Origin of the sequence: Bradyrhizobium forestalis, assembly GCF_002795245.1 — a bacterium.
Classification (GTDB): domain Bacteria; phylum Pseudomonadota; class Alphaproteobacteria; order Rhizobiales; family Xanthobacteraceae; genus Bradyrhizobium; species Bradyrhizobium forestalis.
The window spans coordinates 1-23,449 of record NZ_PGVG01000013.1 but is presented as its reverse complement, the minus strand read 5'-3'; the positions used below and the strand labels follow the sequence as shown (position 1 = coordinate 23,449).

The window sequence follows — 23,449 nt, the reverse complement described above, 5'->3', positions numbered from 1 at the left end:
GACGACATGGAGATGAGACTAGCGCTTTCCACTGACCGCCAGCACTTCCTTCGCCGCCCGCTCGCCGCTGTCCCGCGCGCCATGCGCTGTCGTGAAGAAGGTCGGCGACGTTGCTTCGCCCGCGAAGAACAGCCGTCCATCCACCGGCGCGGCCAGCACCGCGCGATCCCCGGCGTGCCCGGGCAGCGCGTGAGAATAGGATCCCCGCGCAAACGGATCGCGCGCCCAGCGGGACTCGCAGAGCGGCTTCAGCTTGCGCCTGATATCGTTGCCCAGAAAACCCGCGATCTCGTCGATGCTGTGCGCGGCGATGGCGCCGTCGCCCGCGTCCTCCAGCTCGCGCGCAAAGCTGCCGCCGAAGAAGCCTTCGATGCAGGGCTGGCCGAACGGGCGGATGTGATAGGTGCCCATCTCGGTGCGCATGGTGGCGCCGCGCAGGTTGCCCTCCTTCGGAAGGGTCTCGGCGTCCTCGAGCGCCAGCGTCACCTTGTCGTTGACGCCGAGCGGTAGGCCGGCTGCTGCGTTCACCTTTGCGGGGAGCGGCGGCGAGAAGCGGATTGCTTCCTGCGCAATGAGATTGGTCGGCACGGTGACGATCACCTTGTCCGCGGTCAGCGTGCCCCGCGGCGTCTCCAGGCGTAGGCGCCTCTCGGAATGATCGATCAGCGTGACGTTGCAGTTCAGCGCCACCGGGCAGGGCGCACCATAGGCCGCAATCAGCGCGCCATAGCCGCGGCGGACACGCCAGTTGAGGTTGGTGTCCTCATAGGCGTCCCAGTCCAGCGTGGACATGTCCTTCAATTCGCAGCCGTTGATATAGGTCGAGATCGCATCGATCATCGGATTCCAGCGATTGCCGGGCTCCAGACTCAAGCTCGCGGGTTCGTCCTTGCCCTTCTGCGCGGCCTGCCACAGGCGCTCATAGAACGCGTCCATCGCGCGCATGAAATCGTCGCGCTGGTCTTGCGGAAAGGCGTTGCCATAGGCGCGCTCGCGCCAGGGCGGCAGGTCTTTGTTGAGCTCGAAGCCGAGCCGTCGCGCGATTGCGACGAAGGAGTTCTTGTCGGCCGAATGCAGCCAGCCGCAGCCGACGTCGAATGTCACCTCGGGCGAGGCCTGCACGGTCCAGGCCCGGCCGCCGAGCCTGTTACGCGCCTCCAGCACGATCACGGAGAGGCCGGAGCCATGCAGCGCATGCACGGCGCCGAGGCCGGCGGCCCCGGCACCGATGATCGCGACGTCGACGGAGGAGGGGAGGGAGGTCATGGGCGGGCTCTAGCACGTCTCTGATACGCGCTGAAGCCACCACAAGTCAGGTGTCATCACCCGCGAATGCGGGTGATCCAGTATTCCAGAGACGATCGTGATAGAGCCGAGAAGCTGCAGCGTACTGGGTCGCCCGGTCAAGCCGGGCGACGACAGTTTCGTAGGAGAGCGGCGGCCTTACGCCACCGCTTCCTTGGCCTTCTCCGCGCGCTTGCGCTCGTTCGGGTCGAGGTGCTTCTTGCGCAGGCGGATCGACTTCGGGGTGACCTCGACGAGCTCGTCGTCCTCGATATAGGCAAGCGCCTTTTCCAGGGTCATGCGGATCGGCGGGGTCAGGCGCACCGCTTCGTCCTTCGAGGTCGTGCGGATGTTGGTGAGCTGCTTGCCCTTGAGCACGTTGATCTCGAGATCGTTGTCGCGGGTGTGCTCGCCGACGATCATGCCCTTGTAGACCTTCCAGCCCGGCTCGATCATCATCGGGCCGCGGTCTTCCAGCTTGAACATGGCGTAGGCCACCGCTTCGCCCTGGTCATTGGAGATCAGGACGCCGTTGCGGCGACCCTGGATCTCGCCCTTGTACGGCGCGTAGCCGTGGAACAGGCGGTTCATGATCGCGGTGCCGCGGGTGTCGGTGAGCAGCTCGCCCTGATAGCCGATCAGGCCGCGGGTCGGCGCGTAGAACACCAGGCGCTGACGGTTGCCGCCGGACGGCTTCATCTCGATCAGCTCGGACTTGCGCTCGCTCATCTTCTGCACGACGACGCCGGAATGCTCCTCGTCGACGTCGATCACGACCTCCTCGATCGGCTCCATGGTGGCGCCGGTGGCCTCGTCCTTCTGGAACACGACGCGCGGGCGCGACACCGAGAGCTCGAAGCCCTCGCGGCGCATGGTCTCGATCAGGATCGCGAGCTGCAATTCGCCGCGGCCCGACACTTCCATCGCGTCCTTGTCGGCGGCCTCGACCACGCGTAGCGCGACGTTGCCTTCGGCTTCGCGCAACAGACGGTCGCGGATCATGCGGCTTGTCACCTTGTCGCCTTCGGTGCCGGCGAGCGGGGAGTTGTTGACGATGAACGACATCGACACCGTCGGCGGATCGATCGGCTGCGCCGGCAGCGGCACCTCGACGGTCGGATCGCAGAAGGTGTCGGCGACGGTGCCCTTGGTGAGGCCAGCGATGGCGACGATGTCGCCGGCTTCGGCTTCATCGAGCGGGGTGCGCTCGAGGCCGCGGAACGCCAGGATCTTGGTGATGCGCCCGGACTCGACCAGCTTGCCGTCGGCGTTCAGCACCTTGACCTGCTGGTTCGGCTTCAGCACGCCGGACGAGATACGGCCGGTGATGATGCGGCCGAGATAGGGGTTGGCCTCCAGGATGGTGCCGATCATCCGGAACGGACCCTCTTCGACCTTCGGCGGCGCGACGTGGCGCAGGATCAGGTCGAACAGCGGCTCCATGCCCTTGTCCTTCGGACCCTCGGGGCTCTCGGCCATCCAGCCCTGCTTGGCCGACCCGTACAGGATCGGGAAGTCGAGCTGCTCCTCGCTGGCATCGAGCGCCGCGAACAGGTCGAACACCTCGTTGATGACTTCGGTCGGGCGCGCGTCGGGGCGGTCGACCTTGTTGATGACGACGATCGGCTTGAGGCCGACCTTGAGCGCCTTGGAGACCACGAACTTGGTCTGCGGCAGCGGGCCTTCGGCGGCGTCGACCAGCACCAGGGCGCCGTCCACCATGTTGAGGATGCGCTCGACCTCGCCGCCGAAATCGGCGTGGCCCGGGGTGTCGACGATGTTGACCCGGGTGTCCTTCCACTGCACCGAGGCTGCCTTGGCCAGGATGGTGATGCCGCGCTCGCGCTCCAAATCGTTGGAGTCCATGGCACGTTCGGTCACCTTCTGGTTCTCGCGGAACGTGCCGGATTGCTGCAGGAGGCGGTCGACCAGGGTCGTCTTGCCGTGGTCGACGTGGGCGATGATGGCGACGTTACGAAGATTCATGAGTGAGCTTCTTTGCGGTCGAACAATGGGTTAAGCGCGATCTCGCCGGTCGGACCGGGACCTCTTCTCGAAACAACGCTGGAAGACTGGAAACGGGGCGCTTTGCGCCCAAAAAGGAAGCCCGGCCATATCAGACCGGGCGCCCTGCGCGTTGCGGCGCAATATATGCAAAAACGGCCAAAAAACAATGTGTTCTTTGGCCGTTGGTTGACTGAATTTTGTCCGGGAATTCCCGGGGCTTAAGTCTGGGTTCCGGGATGGACGGGGGCCTTTCGCCCCTTGATCGCCGCCCAGATCAGGACGGCGCCTCCGATGCCGACCACCAGTCCCAGGAAGACCAGCGGCGCGATGTCCGAGTCGATCTTGCCCCCCTCGGATATGGAGATTCCGCCGAACAGCAGTGCACAGAGACCCGGAAGCAGCATGATGATCCCCGCAACCACCATCAGCGCTGTGAGGCAGCCGCTGCGTGCCTGGCCGGGCGTTGGCAGGGGTGGCAGAACCGGCGGTGGCGTATCGCTCATTGTGGCGCTTCCTCGCTTTGCCTTGCCTCGCGATACGTCTGCCCTTCGAGCCCGGCGCGAATCCGGGCGATCGCACCGTTGCGATAGAAGAGGTTGTAGGTGTCGAACGGAATGATCGCGCCCTGCTCCGTCACGAAATGGATGCAGCTGCGCTTGACGTTGCCGACGCAGAAATTGAAGCGGTCGAGAAACTGCACGATGGTGACGCGGAAGACGTTCTCGTAAGTGAGACCCTGCGGCACCTCGAAGCTCGGCAGGCAGCACAACAGTTCGCAGACGCGCTCGGAGGTGTTGAGCGGCCCCGACGACAGCGAGAACAGATCGACGAATTTTTCCCGCAGCATCGGATATTTTTCCGGGCTGATGGTGTTGGGCATCACCGCAACGAGCTGCTCCTGCTGTAACAGCGAGGTCAGCGGCAGCACCTTCTCGCCATTGCGCAGGCCATAACCGATCGAGATGCTTTCGGGATTGCAGGGCAGCGGGATCATGTCCTTGTCGCCGAACACGCCGGTCTCGATCACGCGCTTGCGGATCTCCGACAGCATGATGCGATCGGCATTCTTGTCGAAATTCTCGTTGCGGCCGGCATCCTGCACCGGCTGCAGCGTGACGCCGCGAACGCATCTCCAGGTGAGGGCGTGGCGTACGATGTCGCCGATCTCGGCGTCATTGACGCCGCGCTTGATGGTCGCGACCAGCGTAGTCGAGACGCCGTAATGCTCGAGATTTTCCAATGCCTGCTGGCGGATTTTTCGCAGATCCGCGCCGCGCAGATTGATCAGCGCATCGCGCTGCAGCGAATCGAACTGGAGATAGACCTCCAGCCCACGCTTGTTCTCGGCGAGCCGCGCCACGAAGTCCCGTTCGCGGGCGATGCGCAGGCCGTTGGTGTTGATCATGACGTGGCGGATCGGGCGGGCGCGCACGGCCTCCAGGATCTCGAAGAAATCCGGATGCAGCGTGGGCTCGCCGCCGGAAATCTGCACGAGGTCTGGCTCGCCCTCGCTCGCGACCAGCGCGTCGAGCATCTTCTCGACCGTCGCCAGCGGGGTGAATTTCGTTCGCGCCGGCGCGGAGTCGGCGAAGCAGACCGGGCAGGTGAGGTTGCAATGCTCGGTGATCTCGATCAGCGCCAGGCAGGAATGCTGCTCGTGGTCGGCACACAGGCCGCAATCATAGGGGCAGCCGAATTCGGTGCGTTGCTGGAATTGCAGCGGGCGGTCGCCGGGCTTGATGAAATCCTTGCACAGGCGCCAATAGGCGGCATCCGTCGACACCAGTGTCGACTGCACGCCGTGCTCCTTGCAGCGCTTCTCGTACCAGACCTCGTTGCCCTGGATCTGGATCTTGGCTGGCACCAGCGTCAAGCAGGTCTCGCAGAGGGATTGGGTCTGGCCCCAGAAGATGTGGGGACGCGACTTACGCAACGGCGCGTTCATGCAAGTAACTCGTTTTGCAAGCGTCTCGCTTTGGGCGCCGTCGCCAGCATGACGGCGGCGTAGAGCAGGATGGACAGCGACAGCAGGTGAAACAAAGTAAGGGGGCCGATCAGCGTGCCGTACGGCTTGAGGAATTCCCACAAAAAGCGTTGCGCTCCGTAATAGGCGAGCACCAGGTAGAAACCATTGGTGATCACAAAGGCGTTCCGGTTCAAGACCGCCAGCACATAGACGAGTGCGAACACGGCCATGGCCACGCTCTCGTAGAGCTGCACGGGATGGCGGAGAACGCCGTCGCCGAAATCGTGGCCGAAGGGCAGCGCCGTCGGCGTGCCATAGGTGAAGTCGTCGAGGCCCGCGAAGTAGCAGCCGATCCGGCCGATCGCGATGCCGAGCGCCAGCGGCAGGGCAAACCGGGCTCCGGTTCGCATCGTGATCCCTGCGCACCATTTGTAGAGCTCGATCGCCACAATGCCGCCGGCCAGCGCGCCCTCGACCGAGCGCGCAATGCCGCTCTCGCCCGACAGCCACAGATTGGCGGAGCCGAACAGATAGGCGCCGATGCCGGCGCCGAACACCAGCGCGGCGATATAGGGCAGCTCGAAGGATTGCGCCGGAAACCGCAAGCCCTGTCGCGACAGCCAGTAGACGGCCGCCGCGGCCGCCAGCCACGCTACGACGTCGAAGAGAGTGTGAAGCAAAGCCCCGCCCATGCGGGGAGAGTATAGCACGATCACGCTCAAAAGAGCGCGCCGCGCGCCACCTTCTCCCACAGGGGAGAAGGAAGAAGATCCCCTACCCCGCCTCCCGCTCCTCGGTTGGATAGACGCCTCGCAGCACCTCCTCGAAATGCATCTTCACGGCGTCATTGCACAGGCAAGCGCGCTGGCGCAGGCCATCGCGGCTGCGAACCAGGATCGAGCCGCGCCTTGTGTCGAGAATCCGTTCCGCCTTGAACGACTGCAGCACGCGGCTGGCATAGCTGCGGCCAACACCGAGCAGGGTCGCGAGCTGTTCGTGAGTCAGGGGTACGCTGCTCTCGTCGCCGGTCCTCTCCATCGCCGCCAAGATCCATTTGGCGGTGCGCTGCTCGATCGAGTGGATCGCATTGCAGGCGGTTGACTGAAAGATCTGGGCCAGCATGCAATCGGCATAGCGGGCGAAGATATTGCGCATTGACGCCGAGCGCAGCTTGGCCGCTTCCAGCTTGGCCACGTGAATGCGCGCAAACGGCCCGCCGAACTTCACGCAGATCCGGGTATAGGCCGGCAGAAACCCCTCGCTGACGATGCCGCCCACCGCGCCTTCGCGGCCGACCAGAATGGTTTCGACGTCGCGGCCATCCTCGTTGGGGACGAGGAAAGTCGCGAGTGACGGTCCGCAGGGGAAGTGGACGACCTGGACGTCATCGCCGGGATTGTAGAGCAATTGGCCTGCTGCGGAGTCTTCGACGGTCACGTGCGGTGCAAGCAGGGCGTAGTCTGCCTGGCTCAAACGCCGCAGCAGATTGTTGGCCGGCCGGCTCTCGACCTCGGTGACCTTGCCGATACGCGCATCCATCGCGAGCTCCTGTCGTCCCTCCCACCTTAGCGAGCTCCATCCATCCCTTGTGTGCACAAGTGGACAGACTCAAGAACGATGATGTGGTGGGTTTCGTTCCTGGAACCTTCCGCTGAGGCGCAGGCATCGTGTCGCGGCAGTCCTGGTCCGAACCCCCCACAAAAGAAGCGATCATGCCACCTGCACTTTCCGATGACTCAGGCCGGCCTGCCGATGTTCTCATCGTCGAGGACGACCCGATCATCGCCATCGATTTCGAGGACCGTCTGCTCGGATTTGGTGTGGCCGGTGTGCGGACCGTCGGTTCGGTGACGCAGGCGCTTGATGCCATCGCGAAGCGTACGCCCGACTTCGCGCTGCTCGATGTCGAGCTGATCCGCGAGACGAGCTTTGCGATCGCCGAGCGGCTGATCGCGCTGAAGGTTCCATTCGTCTTCGTCACCGGCTACGGCGCCGAGGCGAGGATACCGCCCGAATTCGCCAGCCAGCCGCGCTTGCAGAAGCCGTGCTCGAGCGACGCGCTGGAAGCGGCGCTTCAGGTCGGCGCCGCCAATTAGTGATCAGCTCTGCTTCGGATCGAGCGTCGTCGACCACAGTGCGACGTCGGCGCGATCGCGCAGGGTCACCGTCATCTGGCCTGAGGCGCCGTCGATCTTGACGTGACCGAAGAACTGCATGCCCGCGGACGGCGGCAGGTTCTGGTTGCCCTTGCCCGGCGCCTTGATGAAGCGCACCTCGGGGCCAAACGTATTGTCGAGCGCGTTCGGACCGAACGTGCCGGCATGCAGCGGGCCCGAGACGAATTCCCAGAACGGCTCGAACTCCTGGAATTGCGCCTTGTTCGGATCGTAATAGTGCGCGGCGGCGTAATGCACGTCCGCCGTCAGCCACACCGTGTTGCTGATCGGCGCCATCTTGATGAAGCGGAGGATGTCGGCGATCTCGAACTCGCGGCCACGCACCGGGCCGTCGCCCTGCGCAATGGCTTCCGAGCCACCCTTCGGCGTGTCCGAGACGACAAGGCTGATCGGCATGTCTGACGCGATCACCTTCCATGTCGCGCGCGAATTCAAAAGGCCGCGCTTGAGCCAGGCGATCTGGTCCGGGCCGAGGAAATAGCTGGCGGGACCGTAGGCGGTTTCGAGATTGGCGCCGTTCGGGCCGCGATAGCTGCGCTCGTCGAGCACGAACACGTCGAGATGCGGGCCGTAGGAGATCTGGCGATAGACCCGGCCGGGCTCGGTGATGCTCTCGCGCATCGGGTACATTTCGTGAAAGGCGCGGCCCGCGCGGGCTGCGAGCAGCGAGATGTCGCGCACCTTGTAGGCGGCCGGCAGCTCTTTCGATAGCGACCAGTTGTTGGTGACTTCGTGGTCGTCCCATTGCACGAAGATCGGCACTTCCGCATTGAAGGCGCGGAGATTGTCGTCGGTGAGATTGTATTTGTGCGCGGCGCGGTACTCGTCGAGCGTCTCGGCAACCTTGGTCTTTTCGGGAATCGTGACGTTCTTCCAGATCTTGCCGTCGGCGAGCTTCACCTCGGATGCAATAGGTCCGTCGGCGTAGATCGTGTCGCCGGAATGCAGGAAAAAATCCGGCCGGTGCTTGCGCATCGCCGAGAAGGTGAGCATGCCGCCATCGTCGGGGTTGATGCCCCAGCCCTGGCCTGCGACGTCGCCGCCCCAGACGAAGCTGACGTCGCGGCGGTCGGCCGGCGCGGTGCGGAAGCGGCCGACGACGGACTCGCCTTCGATCGCGCCGTGCGAGAGATCGCGGAAGCGGACGCGGTAGAAGATGTCCTGTCCGCCCGGCAGGTTCTCGATCAGCATCTTTGCGGTGAAATCGCTCTCGGGCAGCGCCGCGATCGGCGGCAGCGCGCGGGCATCCTTGAAGGATTCGGTCGTCGCCACCTCCACCAGCATCTGGGCTGGACGGTCGGCGCGCGCCCACACCACGCCGCCGTCGACGGTGCCGTCGCCCGCCTGCACACCGTGGGTGACCGCCGGCCGGTCGGCTGCGCGCGACAGATGGGGCATTGCGATGGCCCCGAGCGCGCCGGCGCCGGTCGCGAGGAAACGTCGGCGCGAGAATTTGATGTTCATGTCTGGCTCGCTGGCTGGCTGCCTTGCGCTGTCATTCCGGGATGGTGCGCCAGCACCAGACCCGGAATCTCGAGATTCTAAGGTGCGCAATTGCGCACCAGAGTTCGATGCTGATGCATCGCCCCGGAATGACGGCGCAAGCTATATTGAGACAATGTGACGCAGCAATAACGCGCCGGCACTTAGGCGTTGCCGGCGGCCCGGAACTGCGCGCTTGCGCGTTGCAGGTTCTGCGGCAGGCTGAACAGCACCGCCTTGCGGTCGGCGACGGCGGCGTGAAACTGGTCGAGCGCGATGTTGAAGGCAGTGAGCCCGCCTTCCTCGATCGCGCCGTGATCGTAGCAGCGTAGCGTGTCGCGCAGGATCTCGTCGGCCTCGGCCTGCATCTGGTCGAGCTCTTCGGTCGTCTCGCTCTTGCGCGCTGCCGCGATCATGTCCAGCAGCCGCTCGCGCAGATGGCTGTTGTTGTCGCGCTCGTCTTTCTTGAGGTAACCCGCAAACCAGGCGCCGATCGAGCCCATGGCGGACAACGCCATCAGGCCCCACCAGATGTAATCGCTGTACTTGTCGAGGAAGGTCTTTTCCTCGCCGTCGACGAAGGCGGCCGCGCCCGGATGCACCGGGATCACTGCGTCCTTGTCGGTGTCGGGCGTTTCGATCTTGGCCGCGAGCGGGAATTCCGTCACCAGCTGCTGGCGCACGGCGAAGAGCTGGCGCGTGAACGCCGCAATGGTGGTTTCGGACACACCTTTGCGCGCCACGATGTGGTGCGAGAAGCTGATGGTCTTGACCTCGTCCTCCGGGCGGGCGGGCGAGCCGCCATAGGTGCCGGCGGGAATCTCGGAGGCTTCGTAGACCGGGTGGTTTTGCGCGATCGCGTCCGCCGATTCGATCGCGAGGAAGGTGGGCGCGCCGAAATCCTTGGTGGAGGCGGCGATCGCGTCGGCCGTGATCTTGCTGTTGACCGGTCCGGCCGCGAGATAGACGTCGGCCTTCTGCGCCTTGATCGCCTCGGCAACTTCATTGGCCGGAAATTGCACGATCTCGACCTTGGCAGAATCGACGTTGTATTGCTGGAGGATCACCTTGAGCAGGTTGACATTGGCCTGGGTGCGGCCGACCACGCCGACGCGATGGCCAGCGAGCTGCGCGATCTTGGTGATCTTGGCGCCCCGCTTCTTGCCTTTGCCCGGCACGGACCACAGCACCACAACGTTCTTGCGCAGGGTCGCGACCGCCTGCGCATTCTTCGGCACGTCGAGGTCGCCGCGCACGATGGCGAGATCGACCTTGCCTTCCGCGAGCGCATTGGCGCTGGCCGTGGCGCCGTCGGTCTGGATCGGCCGCAGCCGCACCTGGCCCTTGCTCTGCGTGAAGGCCTGCGTCAACGTCTGCACGACCTTGACGTCGTCGCTGTTGGCGGGGCCGACCGCGATCTTGAGCGTCACGGGGCGCATCGCGAAGTAATAGCCGCCAGCGAGCGCGCCGATGATCGCAAGCACGAGCGCCAGAGACACGAGCGCCGTCTTCCGCGCCGCGGATCGCGGCGAAGGCGGAGGGGGCGTTTCGGCCAGGTCCAATCCCCCGGTCATCGATCTCCCAAACAGGCGCTTCAGGCTCAGTTTCATCTTGGCCGGCGATTTACGCCCGCAATTGTAGCAAATTTCTTGTCCGGCGGGGTTACATCTCCGTCATGGTTAGCGGATGCAGGAAATCCCGTATGAACCCGGGCGCCGGGGCGGTGTTAGAGTAAAGTTCCCCTAAGAGGACGGAGACGACCATGGCAGAACGGCTCTCGGCGGAGGCGCGCCAGCAGGCGCTGGGCGGATTACCAGGCTGGACTGACGTCCAAGGCCGCGACGCCATCGGGAAAACCTTTGTCTTCAAGGATTTCAACGAGGCGTTCGGCTTCATGGCCCGCGCCGCGCTGGTCGCCGAGAAGATGGATCACCACCCCGAATGGCGCAACGTCTACAAGACGGTGGAGGTGGTGCTGTCGACCCACGACGCCGGCGGCGTCACCGCGCGCGACATCGCGCTGGCCAAGGCGATGAACGCCATCGCAGGCTGACACCAAGCTGACGTCTTGCAGGGACCGGCCGCATCCCCATCTTGTGATCAGCCGGGATGGGGCGATCCGCCGCCTCCGGCAGAACGGGGAGCATCTGAGCATGGCTGCCGAGCACGGCGTCGGGTTCGAGCCGGCCGATCGGCTCGCGGAAGACCGCGAGAGCGTGCGCCGCCGCTTCTGGCGCAAGCTGAAGCGTGTCGCCGCGCAGCTGCCGTTCGCGGAAGACCTGCTTGCCGCCTATTACTGCGCGTTCGACCGCCAGACGCCGCGCCACGTCCAGGCCTCGCTATTGGGAGCGATCGCCTATTTCATCCTGCCGTTCGACTTCGTCGCGGACGTGATGCCGATCCTCGGCTTCGCCGATGATGCCGCCGTGCTCGCTACCGCCATTCGCATGGTTGCCAGCCATATCACGGCCGAGCACCGCGAAGCCGCCCGCGCCGCGCTGAAGCGTGGGGTGGAGGAGGCAGAGGCGGAAGCGCGGTAGCGTTCACCACACACTCCGCTGTCATGCCCCGGCTTGACCGGGGCATCCAGTACGCCGCGGCCCATCGATTGAATCGCTGCCGCCTCGGAATACTGGATCGCCCGGTCAAGCCGGGCGATGACAGCTCGCGTGTAGACGGTGCTTGCGCTGCGTCGTTGCTCGCGACAACCCCTACTTCTTCTCCGCCCGCGCCTTCTCCGCGTCCCACGCCTGGAATTGCCTGAACAGCGTCTCCTTGTCCGCGTCGGACACCTGCGCGGCCGCCGGGCTCTGCTTCAGGAACGCCTCGAAGCGCTGCCGTGTCACCGGCTCGATACCGTGCTTGTCGAGCCATTGCTGCGCCACCGGCAATCTGTTCCAGCCGGAGAGCGGCGCCGCCAGCGAGACCTCCTTCCACTTGGGATGGAAGGGCGGGTTCTGCAGCGCCGTGAATTTCGTGAAGAACGCGTCCACGAACAGCGCGAGCTTGCGATAGCGTTCGGTGTTGGGCGCCCAATTATAGGCCGCGAGCACCGCGGGCACCGCGATCGTGTCGACGCTCTCGCCCTCCTTGATCAGGTTCGGATAGTCCTTAGGCGTCAGGGTTGCCGGCAGGTAGTCGCTCTGCAGCGGCTTGGCGTAGTCCACCTTCGCGAGATGGAAGCGGCCGTCATTGCCGAAGGTCGAGACCGATTTGTACGGCTTGCCCCCGACCACGATGACGGCGTCGATCTCTCCGGCCTTCAGCTTCTCCAGCGCGATGCGCTGCTCGACATAGACGAACTTCGCCTTGATCCCGAGCCGCTCGAATACGGTGAGCGCGGTGACGAAGGTGCCGCCGTTCGGCAGGTCGACGCTGACGGTCTTGCCCTCGAGGTCCTTCAGCGTCGCCACCGATTTCGGCGCGATCACCTGCATCTCCTCGTTGTAGAGCTTCGTCACATAGGTGAACTGCCGCTTGATGTCCTTGGCAAAACCCTTGCGCTCGAGATAGTCGAGCGTGTCTGCGCGCACGATGCCGAGATCGACGCCCTGCAGGAACAGGATGTCGGCGACGCTCTGCACCGAGCCGCGGCCGACGATCGGCAGCACGCGGATCCTGTTGCCGTCGTCGAGCACCGAGGCGAGGTCGGCGCCGAACTGCACATAGGTGCCGCCGATCGTGCCCGTGATCAGCGTGACGGTGTTGGCGTTCAGCGCCTGCTTGGTCGAGGTCGAGCCGAACTGGAAGATCGCCTTCAGGCTGTCCGAGACCTTGGCCGGATCGTATTCGGTCTGCTCGGCGTGGGCCGCGAAGGCACAGATGGTCGTGATGGCGGCAAGCGCCATTTTCAAAGTGTTACGCATGATGTCCCCTGAAGTGGTCTAGTTCGAGAGCTGGGCGAGACGCTGGCGCGCCTCCACCGATCCGAGTGCCGCGGCCTTCTGATACCAGTCGCGCGCGGCGGTCGCGTCAGCGGCGATGCGCCGCGAGTCGCTGGTGCCCAGCACGGCCGGGTCATAGCTCTGCGCCAGCATGAACGCAGCCGTCGCATCCTGTGCATTGGCCGCGCGTTCAAGCAGCAGGCGGGCTGCAACAATATCGCCGACGCCCAACAGGTTTTTCGCGCGCGTCATCAGCCCGGCCAGCGTGTCGGCGTCGAGCGTCTTGGCGAGCGCAGGCGGTGCGGGCAGCGCCGCGACGGGCACGGGCGCTGGTTGGATTTGTCCTTGGGCTTGCAGCGCCGTCTGGTAGGCGGTCGCGATCGCCTCGCGGCTCGGCGTGGCCGGTGCAGGGAGAGCCTGCGCGTCGGCGCTCGCCAGCCTCGTGTCGCTCAGGCGGGCCGCATCCTTCGGGGTCTGCGGTATGGTCGGCGCGCTGGCCGACGCCATGGCTTGGTCCGCCGCGATGCCAGCCCAGCTGCCGGCATAAGCGGCGAAGAGGCCGCGAAAGTCGGACTGAAGCAGTGTGACCAGAACGGCCAGGGTGAATGCCGCCAGAACCGCCGCGAGCACACGCGGGACAATTCTGGAGCGCAACGCCACCGGCGCATATTCCCGCGGGTCCGGTGCGCCGAGCGGGTCGGACAGGAACAGTGGAATTGGATCGTCCTGTGCAAGCTCGGCGCGCTTGGCACGTGCGCGGATATAAGACGCGATGGGCGGATGTGATGCAGATCGATCGGAGTCAAGCGCGTGCGACTCCTTCGACGGACGGTAGGCCGTCGTCTCCATGGTGTGATGCTCCCCATTACTGACGCAACGCAGGGGCCGTCCCGGCTTCAGTCTTCTTGTTGTTGTCCAGAAGCGCCCCGCAAACTGGAACCGGTAAATCGCCGTCCGATTCAGCCCAAAAAACGACGGCGGTTTGCGCGAATCTGGAGATATTTGGGTTTGATTACGGCGAGCCAGCGGAATGCACCGCAATTTCGCTCGTGATGGTTGAGGGCATCTTCACCATACGGGCGATGCGTAGGTTTGTGCGGGAGGCGTGAGTTGGCCCACGCCGTCTATCCCAAATTCGGTGTCACGCTCCGGCTTGACCGGGGCATCCAGTACGCCGCGGCCTCTCGGCTAAATCACTGCCGTCTCGGAGTACTGGATCGCCCGGCCGAGCCGGGCGATGACAGCTGTGTAAGCTGAAACAGCGTCGCGATGACACGCGCTCACGGATGTAGGATCACCTTGCCCATCGCCTGACGTCCCGCCAGCACCTTCAACGCGTCTGCCGTCTGGGCCAGCGGGAAGGTGCGGTCGACATGCGATGAGATCTTGCCTTCCGCGGTCCACTTTACGAGCTTTACCAGATTGGCGCGGTTCTTGGCCGGGTTGAGCCGGGTCCAGGCGCCCCAGAACACGCCGCGGATGTCGCAGCCCTTCAGCAGCGCGAGGTTCAGCGGCATCTTCGGGATGTCGCCGGCGGCAAAGCCGATGACGAGGAAGCGGCCCTCCCAGGCGATCGAGCGCAGCGCCTGCTCGGCGTAAGCACCACCAACCGGATCGAAGATGATGTCGACGCCCTTGCCGCCGGTGAGCTTGCGCAGGCCTTCCTTCAGATCCTCCTTGGCGTAATTCAGCGTCAGCTCGGCGCCATGCGCCTTGGCGAATTCGAGTTTCTCGTCCGACGAGGCGCAGGCGATCACCTTGAGGCCCATCAGCTTGCCGAGCTCGCAGGCAGCAAGGCCCGTGCCGCCGGCAGCGCCCAGCACCGCGAGCGTCTCGCCCGGCTTGGGGCTGGCGCGATCTTCCAGCGCATGCAGCGCGGTGCCGTAGATGATGATGATGCCGGCCGCGCGGTCATAGTCGAGATTATCAGGAATCTTCACGATCGACGCCGCCGGCAGCGCGATCTTCTCGCGCGCGCCGTTGTGGCCGCAGGAGGCGACGACGCGGTCGCCGACCTTCAGGTCGGTGACACCAGCGCCGATGCTCTCGATCACGCCCGCAACTTCAGCGGCCGGAGAGAACGGGAACGGCGGCTTGATCTGGTACTTGCCCTGGATCATCAGGATGTCGAAGAAATTCAGCGCCGCCGCCTTGATCGCGATCACGGCTTCGCCGGGGCCCGCCACCGGATCTGGCACCTCAGTCAGCACGAGATCGTCGGGCTGGCAATATTGCGAGCAGAGGATGGCTTTCATGGCGGCACCTTGAGGCGTTTCGAGTGGAATTATAGTTGGTCCGGTTTTGCCGGATTTACTGCGGCCCGACAATCCGGATTCTTTGTCTCGGGTCATGCGACGGCCTATCCTCCCGTCATTGCGAGCACAGCGAAGCAATCCAGAATCCGTCCTGCGGAAATAGCTTGGATTCTTCACTGCGCTCGTAATGACGAAATCCGCGGAGAAAGGATTCAAACGATGTTTGAAACAAGCCTGCTCGGGAGCAAGCGCATCCTCGTCACCGGTGGTGGTTCGGGTCTCGGCGCCGCGATGGGACGTCGCTTCCTCGCGCTCGGCGCCGAGCTCGTGATCTGCGGCCGCAAGCTCGCCCGGCTCGAGGCAACGGCGCGCGAGATGCGAGAAGAGACCGGCGGCAAAGTCACGACCATCGCCTGCGATATCCGCGACGGTGCGGCCGTTGACAGCATGATGGATGCGATCTGGCGCGAGGCGCCGCTCGACATCCTCGTCAACAATGCCGCCGCCACCTTCATCGCGCAGAGCGAGCATCTCTCCTTCCGCGCCGCGGACGCAATCCTGGCGCCGACGCTGCACGGCGCGATGTATTGCACGCTCGCCGCCGGCAGGCGCTGGATCGAGGGCAAGCATGGCGGCGTCGTGCTGTCGATCCTCTCGACCTCCACCATCACCGGCCGCGCCTTCACGGTTCCGTCGGCGATGGCGAAGTCGGCGCTGCTGGCGATGACCAAGAGCCTTGCGGTGGAGTGGGGCCCGAAGGGCATCCGCACCGTCGCGATCGCGCCGGGCCCGTTTCCGACCGCGGGGGCCACCGGGCAGCTCCGTCCCGAAGGCCGTGACGAAGGCTGGACGTCGCGCAACCCGCTTGGACGTACCGGCGAGCATAGCGAGCTTGCCGATCTCGCCAGCTTCCTGGTCTCGGACCGCGCCGCCTACATCAATGGCGAGATGGTGGTGATCGACGGCGGCGCGCATTTGCGCAGTTCCGGCGCCGAGGATCTGCTCGGCTGGACCGAGGCGCAATGGGCCGCGCAACGCGCCGCGCGATCCAAGGCCTAGTCGCCGTTCATACCGCTAACTGCCTTCCCAAATTGGGCTTTCCCGGCTATCCCTGCCCGGGGACAAAGCGCGCTCGGGCCATCTTCCAGTCACAATATTGAGGGAACCACTCCAGCATGTGGCGGGTGCTGATTTTAGCTTTGATGACTGGCGTCATGGCCGGGGGAATGGCCGATTCTGCGTGGGCGCAGACGGCGCAACCGGCGCCGAAAGCGACACCGAAGCCGGCCGCGCCGGCGGCCAATACGACGGCAAAGGCGGCCTCGAAGCCCGAGAGCAAACCGGCGGCCTCGCCCGCGGCAGTTGCGGGCGGTGCGGAGCCGACCCTGATCGGCCAGTTCGGCACCTGGGGGGCATACGCGGCGGCGCCGAACGGCAAGAAGGTCTGCTTCGCGCTGGCAAAACCCTCGTCGTCGAAGACCAACCCGCCGAACCGGCCGCGTGATCCCGCCTATGCCTTCGTCTCGACCCGGCCTGCTGAAAAGGTCAACAACGAGGTCTCGGTCATGATCGGCTACGCGCTGAAGCCGGGCTCGGAATCGACCGTCGAGGTCGGCGGCGCCGCCTTCGCCATGTATACGCAGGGCGACGGCCTCTGGATCAAGAACGCGGCCGAGGAAGAGCGGATGGTCGAGGCCATGCGCAAATCCGCCGATCTCGTGGTCAAGGGTGTCTCGGCCAAGGGCACGGAGACGACCGACACCTTCTCGCTGAAGGGCCTGGCCCAGGCGCTCGACAAGATCGCCCAGGACTGTCGGCGGTAAGACTGCAGGCGATAAGGTCGCAATCGGCGATTCCGGTTGCTATATAGGGGCGGTTCCAAGTTTTTCCGTCATTCCGGGATGGTCCGAAGGACCTGACCCGGAATCTCGAGGTTCCGGGTTCGATGCTCCGCATCGCCCCGGAACGACCATGTAATCAGGTCCATTCAATGCAACCGATGACCGAGCCGCACAACGCAACATTGGTGGAGAAGACTCCGCTCGAAACCTATGTGCCGCCGGCAAAACCGTCGCTGATCGGCCTGTCGCGCACCGAGCTTGCCGATCGCCTCGGCGAGATCGGGGTCGCGCCGGCGCAGCGCAAGATGCGCGTGCAGCAGCTCTGGCACTGGCTCTATTTCCGCGGTGCCCAGAGCTTCGACGAGATGACCTCGATCTCGAAGGGCATTCGCGCCGATCTCGCCCAGCATTTCACCGTCGACCGTCCCGAAGTCGTGGCCGAGCAAATCTCCAATGACGGCACCCGCAAATGGCTGCTGCGGCTGCCGAGCGGCGACAATGTCGAGAAGGCGCATGAAGTCGAGTGCGTCTACATCCCCGAGACCGACCGCGGCACGCTCTGCGTCTCCTCGCAGGTCGGCTGCACCCTGAACTGCGCCTTCTGCCACACCGGCACGCAGCGCCTGGTGCGCAACCTCACCGCCGGCGAGATCGTAGGCCAGGTGATGGTCGCGCGGGATCGTTTGAATGACTGGGCCGATCGCGAGGACGGCACGCGCCGTGTCACCAACATCGTGATGATGGGCATGGGCGAGCCGCTCTACAATTTCGACGCGGTGCGCGATGCGCTGCTGATTGTTGGCGACAATGAAGGCATCGGCATCTCCCGCCGCCGCATCACGCTGTCGACCTCGGGCGTGGTGCCCAACATCGTGCGCGCCGGCGAGGAGATCGGCGTCATGCTCGCGATCTCACTGCACGCGGTGCGCGACGAGCTGCGCAACGAGCTGGTGCCGCTCAACCGCAAATATCCGATCAAGGAGCTCTTGCAGGCCTGCCGCGACTATCCCGGCGCCTCGAACGCGCGCCGCATCACCTTCGAATATGTGATGCTCAAGGGCGTCAACGACTCGCTCGACGATGCCAAGCTGCTGGTGAAGCTGCTCAAGGGCATTCCCGCAAAAATCAATCTGATCCCGTTCAATCCCTGGCCCGGCACGGCCTATGAATGCTCGGACTGGGACCAGATCGAAAAGTTTTCCGAATACATCTTCAACGCCGGCTATTCCTCCCCGGTGCGCACCCCGCGCGGCCGCGACATCCTCGCCGCCTGCGGCCAGCTCAAGTCGGAGACCGAAAAGCTCTCCGCGCGCGAGCGTCAGGCGCTGCGCGCCATGGCGATGACGGATTGAGGATGGCCACGTCCTCGATGCTCGTCATGGCCGGGTCAAGCCCGGGCATGACGGTTGTGAGCGTCGCGACAGCGTTGATCGGCAACTTGCTTATCCTATGTCCCTGATCGGCCGCCTCATCGTCATCTTCATCGGCTTCCTCGCCGCCTGCTTCGTCGGCGGCATGATCATCGTCGTCGCGCTGCTGTTTCCGGAATTCGCCGATCTCGGCGCCGGTCCCGTCGACCAGGGCACGCTCGATATCCTGCTCGGCTTCGGCTTCATCTTCGTCTCGGGCTTCGCGCTGGTGCCGGCGGCGGTGATCGTCGCGATCACCGAAGCACTCTACATCCGCAGCGCGCTGGCCTATGCCGTCGGCGGCGGCCTCGTCGGGCTGGCCTGCTATCTCGGCCTTGTTCCCTTCCACTCCGACACGCTGCAGTTCGAGGGTATCGTGCGGCGTCACCTGGAAATCATGACGGGTGCCGGCATCGTCGCCGGCGTGGTTTACTGGTTGATCGCCGGCCGCAATGCAGGCGCCTGGCGCGATCCGCCGCCTCCGCGCAAGCCGCCCCCGCCGCTGCCGTCGAATTCGAGGCCGGATGCAAGGTGATTTGCTTACCCTCCCCTGGAGGGCAGGGCGATCGCATATGCTTTCACGGGGACTGTCCGCGGGCTTGCTCCGCCTCTCCCGCTTGCGGGAGAGGCCGACGCGCCCCGGGCGATGCGAAGCATCGTCCCGAGCGCGGCGGGTGAGGGCTCTCGCCGCGCAGGGACATACCCGGCAAATTCTCGACAACCCCAACGCGGAGACACCCTCTCCCCAACCCTCCCCCGCAAGCGGGGGAGGGAGCCCACTGCCGATGCAGCAGCATCGTGCAAGCCACATGCGATCGCCCTGCCCTGGAGGGGGGTCGGATCGCATCATCGATGCGATCCGGGGTGGGGTGACAGACTATCCGCGACGGCGGTGTCGAGGATTCGAGTTTGCGGACAGTCGAGAGACTATTTGTGTGGCTTCACCCCACCTCGGTTCGCATTTCGCTCCGCTACATGCGAACCGATCCTCCCCCTCCAGGGGAGGATGGGCACTTCCGTTGGGGTTTCCATCCCCGTCCCGCTCCGCTAAACCGCGCGCCATGAACCGGACTGGACTCTTCATCGCTCTGGCGCTGTGGCTCGTGATCGGCGTCGTTTTCGGCCTCTATCCCGAGCTCGATCTCAAGCTCGCGTCGCTGTTCTTCGATCCCGCGACCAGGACATTCCCGCTCAAGCTGAACGGCTGGGCCGGCTTCGCGCGGGACGCGGCGATGTGGATCGCCTGGGCGTTCGCGCTTCCCTCGATCGTCGCGCTCGTGGTCAAGATGATCCGGCCCGACCGGCCGCTGATGGTGCCGGGGCGCACGGTCATCTTCCTGCTGGTGACGCTGATCATGTCGGCCGGCATTTTGACCAACCTGACGTTCAAGAATTACTGGGGCCGTCCGCGTCCGGTGGTGGTGACCGAGTTTGCCGGCGATCAGCAATTCGTGCCGTGGTGGGATCCGCGCGGCGGCTGCGGGCGCAACTGCTCGTTCTTCTCCGGCGAAGGAGCGACGGCATTCTGGACGCTCGCGCCGGCCGCGCTGGCGCCGCCGGCGTGGCGGCCGCTCGCCTATACTGCCGCCGTGGTGTTCGGCGCCGTCACGAGCGGGCTGCGCATGGCCTTCGGCGGCCACTTCTTCACCGACGTTTCCATCGCGGGCCTCGTTACCTTCGTCGTGATCTGGTTCGCCTACGCGCTGATTTACCGCTGGCCGCGGACGCGGTTCTCGGACGAGGCGGTGGATGCCGCCCTGACCCGGCTGAACATGCCCGCTTACCGGCTCCGCCAGCGCCTGTTCGGCCGCAAGACCGGTCCCGAGCCCTCGGTTTGAGCCCATTAAATGGGTGCCGAGCCCTGCGAAATTTGATATTCGCGCGGTCAAGTTCGAAACCTTCGTCAGCCCCTTGAGACCCGATTGGAAGCCCCATGACCACGATCCTGAAAAGCCTGCCCAAGGGTGAGAAAGTCGGCATCGCTTTTTCGGGCGGCCTTGACACCAGCGCGGCGCTGCTCTGGATGAAGCAGAAGGGCGCGCGCTGTTACGCCTACACCGCCAATCTCGGCCAGCCCGATGAGGCCGACTACAACGAGATCCCGCGCAAGGCGATGGAGTTCGGCGCCGAGAAGGCGCGCCTCGTCGATTGCCGCACGCAGCTCGTCCACGAGGGCATCGCCGCGATCCAGTCCGGCGCCTTCCACATCTCGACCGGCGGCATCACCTATTTCAACACCACGCCGCTGGGGCGCGCCGTCACCGGCACGATGCTGGTCGCGGCGATGAAGGAAGACGGCGTCAACATCTGGGGCGACGGCTCGACCTTCAAGGGCAACGACATCGAGCGCTTCTATCGCTACGGCCTGCTCACCAATCCCGGCCTGAAGATCTACAAGCCCTGGCTCGACCAGCAGTTCATCGACGAGCTCGGCGGCCGCGCCGAGATGTCGGCGTTCATGACCGCGCAGGGCTTTGCCTACAAGATGAGCGCCGAGAAGGCATATTCGACCGACAGCAATCTGCTCGGTGCGACGCATGAGGCGAAGGATCTCGAGAGCCTCGACAGCGGCATCAAGATCGTCAACCCGATCATGGGCGTGCCGTTCTGGCGCGACGACTGCGCCGTCAAGGCTGAGAAGGTCGTGGTGCGTTTCGAGGAAGGCCAGCCGGTCGCACTCAACGGCCAGACCTTCTCTGATCCCGTCGCGTTGTTCCTCGAAGCCAATGCGATCGGCGGCCGCCACGGCCTCGGCATGAGCGACCAGATCGAGAACCGCATCATCGAGGCCAAGAGCCGCGGCATCTATGAGGCGCCCGGCATGGCGCTTCTCCACATCGCCTATGAGCGCCTCGTCACCGGCATCCACAACGAGGACACCATCGAGCAGTACCGCATCAGCGGCATGCGCCTCGGCCGTCTGCTCTATCAGGGCCGCTGGTTCGATTCGCAGGCCCTGATGCTGCGCGAGACCGCGCAGCGCTGGGTCGCGCGCGCCGTCACCGGCGAAGTGACGCTGGAGCTGCGCCGCGGCAACGACTATTCGATCCTCAACACCGAGAGCCCCAACCTCACCTATGCGCCCGAGCGGCTCAGCATGGAGAAGGTGGAGGACGCCGCGTTCACGCCGGCCGACCGCATCGGCCAGCTCACCATGCGCAACCTCGACATCGCCGACACCCGCACCAAGCTGAAGCTCTACAGCGACACCGGCCTGCTCTCGGGCAGCGAAGGCTCACAGATCTTCCGGCTGGAAAGCGACAAGGGGTGAGGCGTCTCGTGTCCCGGACAAGCTGCAACGCGCAAGCGTGGCAGCGCTGAGCCGGGACCCAGAATCCATCCGCAGTTTCGCTTTGGCTCCTGGGCCCCGGCTCTGCAGCGCTTTGCGCTGCGTCCGGGGCACGAAAACATCCAAACAAGAAAACATTCAAACAAAAATGGCCGGGATCGCTCCCGGCCATTTGCGTTTGTGCTTCGCCTCAGCGCGGCGGCGCGGTGCCGGGCGGTGGCGGCGGCAGCGAGGCCTGGCCGCCATTGAGCAGCGGCGTGATGCGGCGGACCGTGACGCGCCGGTTGATCAGGCTCGGCCCCTGCGTCTGCTCCTTCAGATACTGCTCGCCATAGCCCTGCGACGTCAGGTTTTCCGCGGGCACATTGAACTGCTGCGTCAGCAATTCGGCCGCGGACTGCGCACGGCGGTCCGACAGCGACAGATTGTCGACCTCGTTGCCGACCGCGTCGGTGTGTCCCTCGATCAGGAACACTTCGCGCGGATTGCGCTGGATCGCCTGGTTGAGGCCGTCGGCGATCACCTGCAGCCGGGCCGCCTGGTCCGGCGGGATGGTCCACGATCCCGTCTCGAAGTTGATCGTGTTGACGTCGATGCTCGGCATCTGCATGCGGACATTGGGGCTGTAGCGGATCTCGTCGAGCGAGTAACGCCGCTCGATCCGCTGCACCGGCGGTGCCTGCATGGTCGCGTAGATCACGTCCGGCGACGCCTCCTCGGCGTCGACGATGTAGCGATCGTAGGGAATGTTCACGACCGGCGGCGGCACGTCGACATAGAAGCCGCCGACCGCGCGCGGATCGCGGTAGCTGTTGTCGATGATGACGATCTCGCGCCCGCCGGGATCCCTGCGGATTCGCCGTAGCAGCGAGCCGTCCGGGCCGACCACGGTGATCACCTCGCTGCCGTCGGGACGGATCACGACGGTGCGGGTTTCGCCGCCGACCGTGTCGGTGCGGATGTCGCGGGCGCCATAGCGGAAGCGATAGAGATCGTTGCCGCGGACATAGGCCTGCCCGCCCGGATCGCGGATGATGATGCGGTCCGGCTCGTTGTAGATGGTGCGGCCGCCCTCGACGACCTCGCGCCGCTGGTTGTGGAGGTCGGCGATGGTCGCGCCGATCACGGCGCCGGCCACCACGCCCGCACCGATCGCGAGCGGCGTCAGGTCACGCTGCGGCGGACGCGGCGGTGGCGGCAGCGGTGCAGCGATGGTCGGAGCAGCCCGGAAGGCGGGCGCAACCGTCGGCGGCGCGTATTGCGCCCGGTTCGGCGGCGGTGCTGCGGCGGGCGAGCCGGGGACGACGGTCGGCGCTGCGGCGCCCGCGGGAGCCGCGGGCCGAGGCGGGAGGCCGCCGGCCTGGGGCGGCGCAGCCGGAGTTCCGGCAGCGGGCGCGCCGGCAGGAGGCGCTCCACCCTGCTGACCGGGGGTTGGCGTCGCCGTTGGGGCTGGGGTTGCGCCGGGAGCGGGCGTTGCCGCCCCTGGACGTCCGGGCGGCGGCGTCGGAGTGCTGCCGGGAGCCGGCGTCGCCGTTGGAGCGGGCGTGGCGCCGGGGGCCGGCGATCCCGCCGCCGGAGGCGAGCCAGGACGTGTGCCGGGCGGAGGTGCGCCGGGGCGGCCAGCCGGTGGCGCGCCAGGCGTGCTGCCAGGCGCCGGCGTTGCCGTCGGCGCAGGTGTCGGCGTCGGTGTCGCCGGCGGGGGCGCCGGCGGCGCGCCCCGCCCCGATTCTCTACCCAGTCTCGGCGGGCGGCTATGCCCCCCCCGGGTGTGCCGGAGGCCTCCGGCGCCATCTGGCTATACGGCGCAGTATGGTGCCTGGCGGGGGCAGAGGGGTACAGTCAGCATCACATGAAA

Annotated in this window: 21 protein-coding genes; 9 read left to right on the top strand and 12 right to left on the bottom strand. The window is 65.4% G+C overall.

The window, feature by feature from the left end; all coding sequences use genetic code 11:
* Window positions 1–18: 18 nt before the first annotated feature.
* The 6 genes from CVM73_RS17310 to CVM73_RS17285 form a co-directional block, all read right to left on the bottom strand.
* Complete coding sequence (locus CVM73_RS17310; RefSeq protein ID WP_100233165.1) at window positions 19–1,266, bottom strand: flavin monoamine oxidase family protein; 1,248 nt, start codon at window positions 1,264–1,266, stop codon at window positions 19–21.
* A gap of 177 nt (window positions 1,267–1,443) precedes the next feature.
* A complete protein-coding gene (typA, locus tag CVM73_RS17305; RefSeq protein WP_100233164.1) occupies window positions 1,444–3,270 on the bottom strand; it encodes a translational GTPase TypA in 1,827 nt (608 codons plus the stop codon).
* A 239-nt stretch (window positions 3,271–3,509) separates the two neighbouring features.
* A complete protein-coding gene (locus CVM73_RS17300; protein ID WP_100233163.1) occupies window positions 3,510–3,794 on the bottom strand; it encodes a hypothetical protein in 285 nt (94 codons plus the stop codon).
* A complete protein-coding gene (locus CVM73_RS17295; protein ID WP_100233162.1) occupies window positions 3,791–5,236 on the bottom strand; it encodes a radical SAM protein in 1,446 nt (481 codons plus the stop codon). Before CVM73_RS17295 ends, CVM73_RS17300 begins: the two co-directional genes overlap by 4 nt.
* The gene (locus CVM73_RS17290) at window positions 5,233–5,949 is read right to left on the bottom strand and encodes a prolipoprotein diacylglyceryl transferase family protein (RefSeq protein ID WP_100233161.1); all 717 of its coding nucleotides are present in this window, start codon (window positions 5,947–5,949) and stop codon (window positions 5,233–5,235) included. The genes CVM73_RS17295 and CVM73_RS17290 overlap by 4 nt, the downstream gene beginning before the upstream one ends.
* Window positions 5,950–6,031: 82 nt before the next feature.
* Window positions 6,032–6,796 (bottom strand): Crp/Fnr family transcriptional regulator, encoded by a 765-nt coding sequence (locus CVM73_RS17285; RefSeq protein ID WP_100233160.1) that lies wholly within the window; start codon window positions 6,794–6,796, stop codon window positions 6,032–6,034.
* A 173-nt stretch (window positions 6,797–6,969) separates the two neighbouring features.
* On the opposite strand from CVM73_RS17285, the gene CVM73_RS17280 reads away from it, so the two are divergent.
* Window positions 6,970–7,353 carry a response regulator gene (locus CVM73_RS17280; protein ID WP_100233159.1) on the top strand — a complete coding sequence of 128 codons (384 nt, stop codon included), beginning with the start codon at window positions 6,970–6,972 and terminating at the stop codon, window positions 7,351–7,353.
* Between the two features lie 3 nt (window positions 7,354–7,356).
* Here CVM73_RS17280 and CVM73_RS17275 read toward each other — a convergent pair whose 3' ends face one another.
* Together CVM73_RS17275 and CVM73_RS17270 are read right to left on the bottom strand one after the other, a co-directional pair.
* Window positions 7,357–8,898: an alkaline phosphatase D family protein gene (locus tag CVM73_RS17275; protein WP_100233158.1), complete on the bottom strand. Its 1,542-nt coding sequence runs from the start codon at window positions 8,896–8,898 to the stop codon at window positions 7,357–7,359.
* A gap of 182 nt (window positions 8,899–9,080) precedes the next feature.
* Complete coding sequence (locus CVM73_RS17270; RefSeq protein WP_100233157.1) at window positions 9,081–10,526, bottom strand: TAXI family TRAP transporter solute-binding subunit; 1,446 nt, start codon at window positions 10,524–10,526, stop codon at window positions 9,081–9,083.
* 152 nt (window positions 10,527–10,678) lie between these two features.
* Here CVM73_RS17270 and CVM73_RS17265 point away from each other — a divergent pair, with 152 nt between their 5' ends.
* Both CVM73_RS17265 and CVM73_RS17260 read left to right on the top strand, forming a co-directional pair.
* The gene (locus CVM73_RS17265) at window positions 10,679–10,969 is read left to right on the top strand and encodes a 4a-hydroxytetrahydrobiopterin dehydratase (RefSeq protein WP_100233156.1); all 291 of its coding nucleotides are present in this window, start codon (window positions 10,679–10,681) and stop codon (window positions 10,967–10,969) included.
* A 100-nt stretch (window positions 10,970–11,069) separates the two neighbouring features.
* Window positions 11,070–11,456 (top strand): YkvA family protein, encoded by a 387-nt coding sequence (locus tag CVM73_RS17260; RefSeq protein WP_167406894.1) that lies wholly within the window; start codon window positions 11,070–11,072, stop codon window positions 11,454–11,456.
* 171 nt (window positions 11,457–11,627) lie between these two features.
* Here CVM73_RS17260 and CVM73_RS17250 read toward each other — a convergent pair whose 3' ends face one another.
* The 3 genes from CVM73_RS17250 to CVM73_RS17240 all read right to left on the bottom strand — a co-directional run bounded on the left by CVM73_RS17250 (window position 11,628) and on the right by CVM73_RS17240 (window position 15,055).
* Complete coding sequence (locus CVM73_RS17250) at window positions 11,628–12,782, bottom strand: TAXI family TRAP transporter solute-binding subunit (RefSeq protein ID WP_100233153.1); 1,155 nt, start codon at window positions 12,780–12,782, stop codon at window positions 11,628–11,630.
* 18 nt (window positions 12,783–12,800) lie between these two features.
* Window positions 12,801–13,649, bottom strand: coding sequence for a hypothetical protein (locus CVM73_RS17245; protein ID WP_100233152.1), 849 nt, complete (start codon window positions 13,647–13,649; stop codon window positions 12,801–12,803).
* Between the two features lie 431 nt (window positions 13,650–14,080).
* Window positions 14,081–15,055, bottom strand: a complete 975-nt coding sequence (locus CVM73_RS17240; RefSeq protein WP_100233151.1) for an NADPH:quinone oxidoreductase family protein — start codon at window positions 15,053–15,055, stop codon at window positions 14,081–14,083.
* A 219-nt stretch (window positions 15,056–15,274) separates the two neighbouring features.
* Between CVM73_RS17240 and CVM73_RS17235 the strand changes: the two genes are divergently transcribed.
* The 6 genes from CVM73_RS17235 to argG all read left to right on the top strand — a co-directional run bounded on the left by CVM73_RS17235 (window position 15,275) and on the right by argG (window position 21,576).
* Complete coding sequence (locus tag CVM73_RS17235; protein WP_100233150.1) at window positions 15,275–16,114, top strand: SDR family oxidoreductase; 840 nt, start codon at window positions 15,275–15,277, stop codon at window positions 16,112–16,114.
* 116 nt (window positions 16,115–16,230) lie between these two features.
* On the top strand, window positions 16,231–16,878 hold the full coding sequence (locus tag CVM73_RS17230) for an invasion associated locus B family protein (protein ID WP_100233149.1): 648 nt from the start codon (window positions 16,231–16,233) through the stop codon (window positions 16,876–16,878).
* Between the two features lie 167 nt (window positions 16,879–17,045).
* The gene (rlmN, locus tag CVM73_RS17220; RefSeq protein ID WP_100233147.1) at window positions 17,046–18,248 is read left to right on the top strand and encodes a dual-specificity RNA methyltransferase RlmN; all 1,203 of its coding nucleotides are present in this window, start codon (window positions 17,046–17,048) and stop codon (window positions 18,246–18,248) included.
* Between the two features lie 97 nt (window positions 18,249–18,345).
* The gene (locus tag CVM73_RS17215; RefSeq protein ID WP_100233146.1) at window positions 18,346–18,840 is read left to right on the top strand and encodes a hypothetical protein; all 495 of its coding nucleotides are present in this window, start codon (window positions 18,346–18,348) and stop codon (window positions 18,838–18,840) included.
* A 526-nt stretch (window positions 18,841–19,366) separates the two neighbouring features.
* The gene (locus CVM73_RS17210; protein ID WP_100233145.1) at window positions 19,367–20,143 is read left to right on the top strand and encodes a phosphatase PAP2 family protein; all 777 of its coding nucleotides are present in this window, start codon (window positions 19,367–19,369) and stop codon (window positions 20,141–20,143) included.
* 95 nt (window positions 20,144–20,238) lie between these two features.
* Entirely contained in the window at window positions 20,239–21,576 is a 1,338-nt protein-coding gene (gene argG, locus CVM73_RS17205) for an argininosuccinate synthase (protein ID WP_100233144.1), read from the top strand.
* Window positions 21,577–21,784: 208 nt separating this feature from the next.
* On the opposite strand, the gene CVM73_RS41750 is transcribed toward argG, so the two are convergent.
* The gene (locus tag CVM73_RS41750) at window positions 21,785–22,735 is read right to left on the bottom strand and encodes an OmpA family protein (protein ID WP_167406893.1); all 951 of its coding nucleotides are present in this window, start codon (window positions 22,733–22,735) and stop codon (window positions 21,785–21,787) included.
* Window positions 22,736–23,449 lie beyond the last annotated feature (714 nt).